The organism is Acinetobacter sp. YH12098, from assembly GCF_013419235.1.
Taxonomy (GTDB): domain Bacteria; phylum Pseudomonadota; class Gammaproteobacteria; order Pseudomonadales; family Moraxellaceae; genus Acinetobacter; species Acinetobacter amyesii.
Genome location: NZ_VPAO01000020.1, coordinates 37,102 through 49,973, shown reverse-complemented (window position 1 = coordinate 49,973; position 12,872 = coordinate 37,102). Strand labels below are relative to the sequence as shown.

Sequence of the window (12,872 nt, the reverse complement as noted above, 5' to 3'; positions counted from 1 at the left end):
TTCAGATGACTAGCCCATATTTGAGCTTAGACCGTATAGATATTCGAATTTTAGAGCTGCTGCAAGACGACGGAAAATTGTCCAATATTAAGCTTGCAGAAATGGTAAATTTATCACCCACTGCGGCGTTGGCACGTGTGCAAAAATTATCGAAAGAAGGCTTTATTTTAGGCTATGAAGCACGTTTAAATCCGGTCTTACTCAACAATGGATTTGTGGTTTTTGTGGAGATTTTACTAGATAAAACTACGCCCAATGTATTGGAAGATTTTTCGGATGCAGTGCGTCAAATTCCAGAAATCGTAGAATGTCATATGATCAGCGGTGGTTTTGATTTTGTAGTGAAAATACGCTGTGCAAATATGGAAGAATTTAGAAAAATTTCAGGGCAGGTGCTTTGGCAGCTACCCGGCATCAAGGAAACGCGCAGTTATCCTGTGATGGAAGTAATCAAAGAAAGTATGCAAATTAAGCTGAAACCTGCGGCTCGGCCGAAGTAGCTAATCATCAATAATCGAGTATAAAAAAGGGGCATTTAGCCCCTTTTTAGTGTCAAAAATTTTAGATTTCAGACATTTCTTTTTGATATTGCGCTTCGGCCTTTTCAAAGCGTTCAACCACATCCGCCTCTGGTGCTTTGCCCAATAAGCTCACCACAACGATACTGATCGCAGAGAAAATAAAGCCTGGAATGATTTCGTATAAACCAAGGTGGCCTAAGTAGTTTTTCCACACGATGACAGTCACAGCACCCACGATCATGCCAATGATTGCTCCGTTAAGCGTCATGCGTTTCCACAGCAATGAAAGAATAATCAGCGGGCCAAATGCAGCACCGAAACCTGCCCATGCATAAGCCACTAAGCCTAAAACTTTACTTGCAGGGTTCATTGCAAAGGTGATTGCGAATACGGCAATTGCCAAAACCATCGCACGTCCAATCCAAACCAATTCTTTTTGCGATGCGTTTTTACGAATAAATCCTTTGTACAAATCTTCTGTCAAGGTTGTTGAACACACCAATAACTGACAGCTAAGTGTGCTCATCACCGCAGCTAAAATTGCGGCTAAAATAATCCCTGCAATCCACGGATTGAATAGAATTTTAGTCAATTCCATAAATACTGTTTCAGGGTTGGCATTAACGACGTTTGCTAGTTCTGGGTGAACTTGGAAGTAAGCAATGCCGATATAACCCGCAGCTACAGCACCGCCTAGACACAGGATCATCCATGTCATACCAATGCGACGTGCATTCGGAATGGATTTAACAGAATCGGCTGCCATAAAGCGAACCAAAATATGCGGTTGACCAAAATAGCCTAAGCCCCACGCCATGCTGGATAAAATCGCAACTGTGCTTAAACCTTCAAATAAATTAGAAGCTTGTGGACGAGCTGTTTCCAAAATAGCAGCAAGATTTTGACTATTATCACCTAAAGCAAGGTAGGTGATAATCGGTGTGAGCAGCAGTGCAAAGATCATCAGACCCGCTTGGAAAGTATCAGTCCAACTAATCGCTAAAAATCCACCAATGCAGACATAACTGATGGTTGCAATTGCACCAATCCACAGTGCTGTTGTGTAGTTCCAACCGAATAAACTTTCGAAAAGTCGTGCGCCAGCCACCATGCCAGAAGCACAGTAAATCGCAAAGAACACTAAAATCACTACAGCTGAAATGATACGTAAAATCTTTTTACGGTCTGCAAAACGGCTCGTGAAATAATCGGGCAGGGTCAGGGCATTATTTTGATATTCGGTATGAACACGCAAGCGACCAGCAACGATCAACCAGTTCAACCAAGCACCGATAATTAAGCCGATTGCAATCCAAGCTTCGGAAAGACCAGATAGATAAATTGCACCAGGGAGACCCATGAGTAGCCAACCACTCATGTCGGATGCACCTGCTGAAAGTGCAGTCACAACACTTCCTAAACTTCGTCCACCTAAAATGTATTCGTCAAAGTTATGCGTAGCTTTGTAGGCATACAAACCAATGGCAAGCATTGCAAGAATATAAAAAATAAAGGTGACTAATGTCGGGTTTAAATGGCTCATAGGCGGTTCATCCTTAATGAAAGCAAATCATCTCTGTCCTAGATGAAAATTTGTACTTCTGTCGTAAGTCGCAGATTCAAGCACAATTTAAAAATTACACTCTGTAACCTTTAAGCATATTTTATGTATGTTTTGCGTAAATGATATTTTTTTCTTATTACAAATCGAATTTTTTATTGTGCTGCTGAAATGTTGTCCAGACGGGAATTTAAATTTTGAAATGTAAATCTACTTAAGACTTTTCATCACAAAAAGAGAACTAATGAAATTAGGTAAAAATTACACAATGTTACATGGTGAACAAGAAATGTGCATTTGAAATATTTGGTTGCAAATGTGCATCACATCATCTGTAGTGAGATGATTTGAACAGGTCGAATATGAGGTATGCACAGTCTTGGTGCGTAATTAGAGGGAATGCGCAGTGACAACGGTTCAAATGGAAAAAACGAGAATAGAGCATGATTTATTGGGGGATAAAGCAGTCCCGCAGTCATGTTATTACGGTATACATACATTGCGTGCCATCGAAAACTTTCAAATATCAAAGCAGCATGTCGGACAAAATTTAAACTTTGTACGCGCTATTGCTCGGGTAAAAAAAGCGTCAGCAGAAACCAATTATCAATTTAACTTAATACAAGATGATATTCGCCAAGCGATTCAGCAGGCGTGCGATGGATTGATTGATCATCCTGAACAATGGGCAGATTCATTTCCAATTGATATTTATCAAGGTGGAGCAGGCACTTCTATTAACATGAATGCCAATGAAGTCATTGCCAATATTGCCCTTGAGTTGCTCGGAGATGCTAAAGGCAGTTATCAACGGATTCATCCCAACGATCATGTTAATAAGTCACAATCCACCAATGATGTCTATCCAACAGCGCTGCGTCTAGCAACATTTAGCGCTTTTGATGCTTTATTTGTGGTTTTAAATCAGCTAATTGGAAGCTTACATATTAAAGCCGATGAGTTTAAACATGTCATCAAAATGGGGCGTACACAGTTACAAGATGCTGTTCCGATGACTTTGGGGCAAGAGTTCCGAGCATTTGCAACATTATTAAAAGAAGATTTGAAGTTGATTGAGCAAAATCGACAGCTTCTATTGGAAATTAATTTAGGTGCGACGGCAATTGGCACTGGCGTGAATTCTCCTGCGGGTTATGCAGGCAAGGCCGTTGAAAATCTAGCTCATTTGACCGGTCTAAAATTGCAAGGTGCAGAAGACTATGTCGAAGCAACCAGCGATTGTGGCGTATTTATTTTATTATCAAGTTGCTTAAAACGTTTAGCTGTCAAACTTTCTAAAATCTGTAATGACTTACGTCTTTTAAGTTCGGGGCCACGAACAGGTTTAGCGGAAATTCGTTTACCTGAGTTACAAGCAGGTTCGTCGATCATGCCTGCAAAGGTCAATCCCGTGATCCCAGAAGTGGTCAACCAAATTGCATTTCGAGTGATGGGTAATGATTTAACCATAACTTTAGCCGCAGAAGCAGGGCAATTACAATTAAATGTCATGGAGCCGGTGATTGCATTGTCCATGAATGAATCGATTGAGCTTTTGGTGAATGCAGTAAAAACATTAGACAGCAAATGTATTCAAGGGATTCAGGCAAATGAGCAAGCATGTTTTGATGCAGTGATGCGTAGTGTAGGAATCGTGACCTTACTCGATCCATATTTAGGTCATGCAAAATGTGATGAAATCGGTAAGCAATGTATTGCCGAAAATAAAACCATTCGCCAAGTGGTATTAGAGCAAGAGCTGTTAACTGAAAGTCAATTGGATGAAATTTTCTCGATTGAAAATTTAGTTTCTGAAGTGACACCATTTAGTATGCCACTCGCTCAAGTGAGTTAAATGCTTATTTAAGACTTTTAAATAGCCCCATGATGAGTAAATGACGAAGGTTAATCCTTCGTTTTTTATTTGAAGAAATTAGTGGTAAATATAGAGAACTAAACTAATGACAGTCATGTATTAAGTATCCATTAGAAACCTAATTTCTAAAAGAAAGTATTAGGTTGAGAATAAAACGCTATATTTGCTTAGGATTGTAATTATTGTTCTATATATAGTCATGAAGGTTTGGATGAAAAATTTAGTGCATAGATAAAGTCAGAAAAGCTTTAACTTGCCCAAAAAAGGACGTAATCGAAGTACAATAGGTTTTTTATCATGTTGTAGATAGTCAGATGTTTAATAAGTTAGTCGATTTATTCAAAGGCGCTAAAGAGTCGCCTGAGCAACTTTACTTAGAACAACACCACATTCAATATGATGAAACACAGGGCTATATCATTGAAGGCGTAGTTTTAAATACATTGTCTGAACGTATGGAATATCTGTCGAATAGAAAAATGACAAATTTCGATGATTTAAAACAGCTCTATGCGACTGCAATGATTATCAATGAAAAAATAGACTTGGAAATTGCAAATCAACGCTTTGTTGCACGATTAGGCAATACTGAAGAAAATCTGTTGCAATTTAAACATTATGTCAAACTATTGAATGATTATTATCGTCAATTCATCCGTGATCGTAAGTAAGTGAATGGACTGCAGTGTTTGAGTTTGATGTGTGCGTTAAGGGTACTCATCAATAGAAAATACAATCACAAATCCACATTGGTTAAAACACTGTATATAGTTGCTTAAATCTCGGAATGTAAAAAGCATCGTGTTAATATGATCACCAAGTGATTAAAACATTAAAAGCTATTTACATCATGTTCCAGCAAGAAATTTCACAACTCAATCTTAAACAGCTTAAAGCTGGCGAAAAGCGGTGGGTCGGAAACTTACAAGGCTCATCTGCTGCATTATTATTTAAAGAAATTAGCAAACAATCGAAACAGTTGTTTGTGATTGTAGCACGTAATAATCAGCATCTCGGGCAGTTAGAAAGTGAGCTGGAATTTTACGGAATCAAGCCAACTATTTTCCCTGATTGGGAAATTTTACCTTATGACCGCCTATCGCCACATCAAGACATCGTTTCTGAGCGCTTGGCGATTTTGTCTAATATGCCACAGCAAGGCGTGTTGTTGGTTTCGGCAACAACCTTGGCGCAGCGAGTTGCGCCTGCATCTTGGGTATTAGGTGAACACTTTGATATTAAAGTAGGTCAAAAATTTGATATCGAACAACAAAAATTAAGATTAGTACAAGCGGGCTATCACTTGGTGGACACCGTTTATGATCATGGTGAATTTGCAGTACGCGGCAGCATCATGGATATTTACGCTTCGGGGCAAAGTTCACCGATTCGTATTGACTTATTTGATGATGAAATCGATACCCTCAAATTCTTTGATCCTGAAACTCAGCGAACCACCCAAAACTTAGATCATTTTACGGTTTTACCTGCAAAAGAATTTCCATTAAAAGAAGCGCGTTCACTGTTTCGTGATCGATATGCGGAAAATTTTCCGACGGCAAATCCAAAGAAAAATCCAATTTATCAAGATGTACAAGACGGTATAGCTTCACCAGGTATTGAGTTTTATTTTCCGTTATTCTTCTCTGAACAAGCCATGCGAGAGCAAAGTACGCTATTTTCGTACTTACCAGAGAATGGCATTGTCATTACAGATAAAGCCATAGATGACACTTTGATTCAGTTTTGGTCGGATATTGTGCGTCGTTATGAAGACCGCCGTCATAATGTTGACCAACCGATTTTGCCGCCGGAGCAGATTTTCCTACAACCAAATCAGGTTTTAGAACAATTAAATCTTTGCCGTCGTATTGTGGCTTCACCTGAGGCTTTTGATGAACGTAAGGGCGTGATCAATCTTGCTGCTGAGATTCCACCCCGTTTACCTGTCGATCCAAAACGTGAAAAACCATTTTCTGCGGTTAAGCAGTATATCGATGCGGCAAATTATCCGGTACTTTTAGTGGCTGAAAGCGCTGGTCGACGTGAAACTTTAAAAGATGCATTGCGTCCAAGTTTGGGTGATATCCCGACGGTCGAAAGTTTTAATGATTTTATGCATTCTATGCATGTGATTGCGATCACCAATGCGCCCTTAGATCGTGGTTTATTGTTAACTGACAAGCTCAGTGTAATTTCTGAAAATCAGCTTTATGAACACCGTGTGGTTCAACGTCGTCGTAAACGCCAACAGGAAGTATCAGAAGAGTTCCTTGTTCGTAGTTTAACCGAGCTAAGTATTGGCGCACCTGTGGTTCATATTGATTATGGTGTGGGGCGATATGCAGGTTTAATTACCTTGAGTATCGATGAGCAAGACCATGAATTTTTGCAGTTAGACTATGCCGATGCAGCTAAGGTGTATGTCCCTGTAACAAACCTACATTTAATTAGCCGATACAGTGGCGGTGACCCAGATCTAGCACCATTACATAAATTGGGCACAGATGCATGGTCTAAAGCCAAACGCAAAGCTTTAGAGCAGATCCATGATGTGGCGGCAGAACTTTTACATATTCAAGCACGTCGTCATTCGAAGCCCGGTTATGGATTTGAACTGGATCAAAGTCTCTATATGCAGTTTGCCAGTGGCTTCGCCTATGAGGAAACCCTAGATCAAGCCAATGCTATTGAAGCGACACTGTATGACATGCAACAAGCGAAGCCGATGGATCGCTTGGTTTGTGGTGATGTCGGTTTTGGTAAAACAGAAGTGGCCATGCGTGCTGCATTTGTGGCAGTACAAAATAACAAACAAGTGGCTGTACTTGTCCCAACCACGTTGTTGGCACAGCAGCACTACGAGTCTTTCAAAGATCGCTTCGCGGATTGGCCTGTACGTATCGAAGTCCTTTCACGCTTTGGTTCATCAAAATCACATACCAAAACCATTGAAGACCTCGCAGAAGGCAAAGTGGATATCGTGATTGGCACACATAAAATCTTGCAGGAAAGTGTGCAATTTAAAAATCTCGGTCTCATGATCGTGGATGAAGAGCACCGTTTTGGTGTGCGTGATAAAGAGCGAATTAAAGCCTTACGCGCCGATGTCGATATGCTGACGCTAACTGCAACGCCTATCCCACGTACGCTGAATATGGCTTTTAGTGGTATGCGTGATCTATCTATTATTGCAACGCCGCCTGCACGTCGTCTTGCTGTGAAAACCTTTGTGCAAGAACATACTGGAGATTCGATCAAAGAAGCCATCTTGCGTGAACTGTTACGTGGTGGGCAAGTGTATTTCTTGCATAATGAAGTGGAGACCATTGAACGTACGGCAGAAACTCTACGTGAATTGGTTCCTGAAGCCCGAGTTGCGGTAGCACATGGTCAAATGCGTGAGCGTGAACTAGAGCAAATCATGCAACAGTTCTATCACAAAGAATATAACGTACTGGTGTGTTCAACCATTATTGAAACTGGGATTGACGTGCCAAACGCCAATACCATTTTGATTGAGCGTGCAGATAAACTGGGACTTGCGCAGTTGCACCAATTACGTGGTCGTGTCGGTCGATCGCACCATCAAGCATACGCCTATTTACTTGTACCTTCGCTCAAAGGCTTAAAGGGTGATGCTGAAAAACGCCTAGATGCCATTTCTCGTGCATCGACTTTGGGTGCGGGCTTCATGTTGGCTACAGAAGACTTAGAAATTCGTGGCGCAGGTGAGTTGCTGGGTGAACAGCAAAGTGGCTCAATGCAAACCATCGGTTATAGCCTGTATATGGAAATGCTTGAAAAAGCCACCAAAGCCATTCAAAAAGGTAAAACGCCTAACTTTGACTCTCCATTGTCATTAACGGCTGAAATTAGCATGCACATGCCAGCCTTAATTCCAGATGATTATTTAGGTGATGTACATCAACGGTTATTGTTCTATAAACGCATTAGTAATACGGATACTCAAGAGAAACTCGATAACATTCGTATGGAGTTGATCGATCGTTTTGGCTTGCCGCCGCAAGCAGTCAAGCAATTATTCTCTGTCCATCAGTTGCGTTTAAAAGCGGAACAATTGGGTATCACAAAAATTGATATCAGTTCACATGGCGGCAGTATTGAGTTCTCACCAGATACACCAGTTCAAGCCATATCGATCATTCAAATGATGCAAAAGCATCCGACTTTCTTCCGAATGGAAGGTGGACAGCGTCTAAAAGTGATGGTCATGCTCGAAGAATATGACAAACGCATTCAATTTATAAATGACTTATTAGACAGTTTGCTGAAGGAATTGGCGCCAAATCAATAGATTTGGCGTATAAATTGCTTGTTTAGAATGAGTAGATTTTCATGAGTGTTTTTTATATAGAAGAAACGCTTGATTTTTTTGAAAAATTTATTAGAGTCATAAGCACGCAACGTTTTATTCAAATGCAGTTTATTTGTAATGAAACGTTCTGTACAGAATATTCACACCCATAAGGATGTGATAGTATTAGCCATCATTCTAATTTTGCATCATTTATAAAGATATGTTTAGTTTACATCCACAACTTGCTCAAGATACGTTTTATGTAGGCGACTTTCCTCTGTCAACATGTCGTTTGATGAATGATATGCAATTCCCGTGGCTTATTTTGATTCCACGTGTTCCGGGAATTACAGAGCTTTATGAATTAAGTCAGGCAGACCAAGAGCAGTTTTTACGTGAATCAAGCTGGTTATCAAGCCAATTGTCACGTGTATTCCGTGCAGACAAAATGAATGTAGCTGCATTGGGTAATATGGTTCCACAATTACATTTTCATCATGTTGTTCGTTATCAAAATGATGTGGCTTGGCCGAAACCAGTTTGGGGTACGCCAGCAGTTCCTTATAACAATGATGTCTTGGCACACATGCGCCAAACACTAATGCTTGCACTACGTGGTCAAGGTGATATGCCTTTCGATTGGCGTATGGACTAATCCCGATTTACGGACAATATCAGGATAGTAGAAGAATGAGTGTCCGTATGGGGGCGATCGAGTGCCGTTAGACAATTTAATCAGCAAAGAGCCTAAACAGTTTGAATATTTTCATCGTTTGATGGGATATATCATGCTGTCTTTGGTGATTGTTGTCTATCACTACACCCAACCAGATACGCATTATCAAATCTATATTCCTGCATTTTTATTTTTTCTGATTTTAGTTGTTCCCAAGTTTTCCCATTGGCTAATTTATCGATATAGCAATCAAACTAAACGCAATGTGCTGTTTCTGATCGATATCATAGTTATTGCTGTACTGATGTCTGCGGTACATTTAAGTCTTGTTTTAACCTTTCTTGCGGTCTTTGCGCTGCTATACACAACAATCTATAACAAGATCAATTTCTTAATGATGTCCTTGGCAGGGATTGTTGGCGTCACTGTATTTTATTTATGCAATATTTATGTCTTTGGTTTTCAAGAGTATTTTGAGTCGACCAGCAGTGAATTAACCGTTCTTGGCTTTCTGTGCTTAATTACATATTTCAGCGTAGGGGCTTTTTATCAACACACCCAAGTTCAGTCTCTGAGTAATAAAAAGAACCACTATTATGATCAGATGAATCGTTATATGGAATTCGCCAATCAGCTGAGTCGTTATGCGCCTATGCAACTTTGGCAATCGATTATGAAAGGTGAGTCTGAAGCTAAAATCGAATATAAACGTAAAAAGTTAACGATTTTCTTTTCCGATATCCAAGGATTTACTGAGCTTTCTGAAACATTAATTCCAGACGATTTAGCATTTCTACTCAATGACTATTTGAGTCATATGACTGAGATTGCCAAACAGTATGAAGCGACTGTTGATAAATTTATGGGGGATGCAATTCTAATCTTCTTTGGTGATCCACATAGCCAAGGCGTAGAGCAAGATGCAAAAACTTGTTTAGAGATGGCAATGGTCATGCGTCAGCAAATGAAGTTGCTGCGTGAACGTTGGATTAAAATGGGTTATCCGCCGTTACATATTCGTATGGGTATTTCTACAGGGTATTGCCACGTTGGGAACTATGGTGCAGCTCACCGTATGGCGTATACCATCGTTGGTCGTGATGCGAACTTGGCTGCACGATTGCAAAGTGCGGCTGAAGTCGATGAAATTTTGATTTCAGACGATACGCATCATTTAGTGAAAAATGACTATTTATGTGCACCTAAAGCACCGATCTTCTTAAAAGGCATCAAAGGCCCAGTACGTACTTGGCAAGTGATGGAAAAATACACCTCGCAGAAAACAGATTATCAGCGTTGGTTCGACTACGAATATAAAGGCTTTAATCTATTGTTGAACTTAGATGAAGTACAAAACTTTGAATATCCTGAACTAATACATGTTTTAGAGCGTATGATTCAACGCTTACAAATTCAGCAAAAAATGACCAACTCTGCTGGTATTGTTAAACTGAATTTAGAAGACGAAGTGATCGAAGAAGTCAAAAAAACTGAATCTCACTCTTAATTTCACATATACATTATAAAAATTAGATCTAATCGTATTGCCTTAAATTGTAAAAATAACTCAATTCATTCTTTTATCAAAACGTCTTCTTTTTTTTTGAATTGTTGAATAGTTTTATGCATAAAAAAGCCAGTGACGATGAACTGGCTTTTTGATTATAGAAAATTATCTATAAATTAATGATTTTCTGAAGCATGGTTGATGGTGTATTTAGGAATTTCGATTTCCAAATCTTCATCTTCAATTTTTACTTGGCATGACAGGCGAGAGTCTGGTTCTAATCCCCAAGCACGATCGAGAAGATCTGCTTCGACATCATCCATTTCATCTAGACCATCAAAACCTTTACGTACAACCACATGGCAAGTGGTGCATGCTTTAGACATGTCGCATGCATGTTCAATTTTGATGCCGTTTTTTAACATGCTTTCGCAAAGGTTAGCATTTGCTTCGACTTCAAACTCAGCGCCGTTTGGGCAGATTGTTGCGTGAGGCAGTACTTTAATACGTGGCATAATCTTGACCTATAAATTAATTTGAGTTTGACCAGTCATCGAGTTTTGTGCCTTTCAGTGCGGCATCAATGTGCTGATTCATACGAGCTGCAGCAAATGCATCGCTATGTATTTTAAGCTGTTCTACAGCATGTTCAATAGCTTTGATATCTGTCGTTTCAAGTGCAGCATCTAAAACACTGCGTGCAGCAGTGAGGGAACTGTGTTGCTCTTGGCTGAGGAGTTGAGCATCCACTTTAAGTGCTTGATCAAGTGCTTCAAGTTCACGTTTTGCTTCAACCTTGGTTTCTTGAAGATGACGTAAGTTTTTGTCTTCTTCAGCAAACTTATAACCATCAATCAGTAAGCGTTCAGTGTCGGCATCAGATAAACCATAAGAAGGTTTGATGTCAATTTGGGCATGCACACCAGAAGTGGTTTCTTTGGCAGACACCGTGAGTAAACCATCTGCGTCAACTTGGAAAGTCACTTCAATGCGCGCTTGACCCGCAGTCATCGGTGGAATACCACGAAGCACGAAACGACCTAGACTACGGCAATGTTCAACTAGATCACGTTCACCTTGTACAACATGAATCAACATCGCTGTTTGACCATCTTGATAGGTTGTAAATTCTTGGCGACGCGCCACAGGAATGGCTGTGTTACGCGAAATAAGACGCTCAACCAAACCGCCCATGGTTTCTAAACCTAAAGAAAGCGGCGTGACGTCTAAAAGCAGTGAACCATCTTTAGAGTTACCAATAAGTTGGTTCGCTGTAATCGAGGCGCCAATGGCCACAACTTCATCAGGGTTAATAGTGCAGAGCGGTTCTTGATTGAAGACATCTTGAACAGCTTTTTGTACAGCATACGAGCGGGTAGAACCACCGACCAATACCACATTTTGAATATCGCTGAGTTCAAGCTTGGCATCACGCATGACACGTTTACAAACGCTGATGGTTTTATCCAAAGCAACTTTGATGATGGATTCAAAAGTAGGGCGGTCTAAAGTCAATGATTGATCAAGAACTTTAAGCTCTACAGATTCAGCCTCGGTTAGAGCTTCTTTTGCTTTACGAGCAGAAACGATGAAATGTGCATATTCAGCATCATCTAAAGTTTCAATATTCAGTTGTTTTTTTGCCCATTTTACAATCAGACGGTCTAAGTCATCACCACCAAGCGCCGTATGGCCACCCGTTGCTAGAACTTCAAAAACACCTTGAGAGAAACGTAAAATTGAAACGTCAAAAGTACCGCCACCTAAATCATAGATCACATAGTTCTGATCGTGTGCCAGATCGGTGTCTTGGTCTAAGCCATAAGCCACTGCAGCAGCAGTCGGTTCATTTAATAAACGCAGTACATTTAAGCCTGCAAGCTGAGCTGCATCACGCGTTGCTTGACGCTGTGCTTCATCAAAATAGGCAGGCACAGTAATGACAGCGCCATTTACTGGATTATTTAAGCTGCTTTCTGCACGGTCTTTGAGTTGTTTTAAAATTTCAGCAGAAATTTCAACGGGTGTTTTACGACCTTGTGCAGTTTCAAAAGCAGGCATTTCATTCGCTTCACCGACTAAGTTGTACGGGTGTTGGAATTTGATATCTGCTTTAGAGCGACCCATAAAGCGTTTTACAGAAACGATGGTGTTTTTAGGATCAGTCGTTAAGAATGCCTTTGCATCGTCACCATATTGCGTAGTGGATTCGCCATAGTGTGCAATAGAAGGGAGTAACACACGACCATGTTCATCGTTAAGCACTTTCGCTTTACCAGAAAGTACCGTGGCTACTAAAGAGTGTGTAGTCCCAAGATCGATACCAATTGCGATGCGGTGTTCATGCGGCGCACTTGATTGACCAGGTTCTGCAATTTGCAAGAGAGCCATGTGTGTTACATCCTTTGAA

General features: G+C 40.3%; 9 protein-coding genes. 6 read left to right on the top strand and 3 right to left on the bottom strand.

What is annotated here, in order from left to right:
* The first annotated feature begins 5 nt into the window (after positions 1–5).
* Positions 6–500 carry an Lrp/AsnC ligand binding domain-containing protein gene (locus FTU38_RS08305; RefSeq protein WP_180063832.1) on the top strand — a complete coding sequence of 165 codons (495 nt, stop codon included), beginning with the start codon at positions 6–8 and terminating at the stop codon, positions 498–500.
* Between the two features lie 61 nt (positions 501–561).
* Here the strand turns inward: FTU38_RS08305 and putP are convergent, their stop codons facing one another.
* On the bottom strand, positions 562–2,064 hold the full coding sequence (gene putP / locus FTU38_RS08300; protein WP_180110960.1) for a sodium/proline symporter PutP: 1,503 nt from the start codon (positions 2,062–2,064) through the stop codon (positions 562–564).
* A 424-nt stretch (positions 2,065–2,488) separates the two neighbouring features.
* Here putP and aspA point away from each other — a divergent pair, with 424 nt between their 5' ends.
* The 5 genes from aspA (at position 2,489) to FTU38_RS08275 (ending at position 10,462) form a co-directional block, all read left to right on the top strand.
* Positions 2,489–3,937, top strand: coding sequence for an aspartate ammonia-lyase (gene aspA, locus FTU38_RS08295; protein ID WP_373683978.1), 1,449 nt, complete (start codon positions 2,489–2,491; stop codon positions 3,935–3,937).
* A 335-nt stretch (positions 3,938–4,272) separates the two neighbouring features.
* Positions 4,273–4,629, top strand: a complete 357-nt coding sequence (locus tag FTU38_RS08290) for a hypothetical protein (RefSeq protein ID WP_180007827.1) — start codon at positions 4,273–4,275, stop codon at positions 4,627–4,629.
* A 179-nt stretch (positions 4,630–4,808) separates the two neighbouring features.
* Positions 4,809–8,276, top strand: a complete 3,468-nt coding sequence (mfd, locus tag FTU38_RS08285; RefSeq protein WP_180110967.1) for a transcription-repair coupling factor — start codon at positions 4,809–4,811, stop codon at positions 8,274–8,276.
* A 223-nt stretch (positions 8,277–8,499) separates the two neighbouring features.
* Positions 8,500–8,934, top strand: coding sequence for an HIT domain-containing protein (locus FTU38_RS08280; protein WP_067762788.1), 435 nt, complete (start codon positions 8,500–8,502; stop codon positions 8,932–8,934).
* A 61-nt stretch (positions 8,935–8,995) separates the two neighbouring features.
* Complete coding sequence (locus tag FTU38_RS08275; protein ID WP_180110959.1) at positions 8,996–10,462, top strand: adenylate/guanylate cyclase domain-containing protein; 1,467 nt, start codon at positions 8,996–8,998, stop codon at positions 10,460–10,462.
* 176 nt (positions 10,463–10,638) lie between these two features.
* Here the strand turns inward: FTU38_RS08275 and fdx are convergent, their stop codons facing one another.
* Both fdx and hscA read right to left on the bottom strand, forming a co-directional pair.
* Positions 10,639–10,977, bottom strand: a complete 339-nt coding sequence (gene fdx / locus FTU38_RS08270) for an ISC system 2Fe-2S type ferredoxin (RefSeq protein WP_078188671.1) — start codon at positions 10,975–10,977, stop codon at positions 10,639–10,641.
* A gap of 16 nt (positions 10,978–10,993) precedes the next feature.
* Positions 10,994–12,853 carry a Fe-S protein assembly chaperone HscA gene (gene hscA / locus FTU38_RS08265; protein ID WP_180110958.1) on the bottom strand — a complete coding sequence of 620 codons (1,860 nt, stop codon included), beginning with the start codon at positions 12,851–12,853 and terminating at the stop codon, positions 10,994–10,996.
* Positions 12,854–12,872 lie beyond the last annotated feature (19 nt).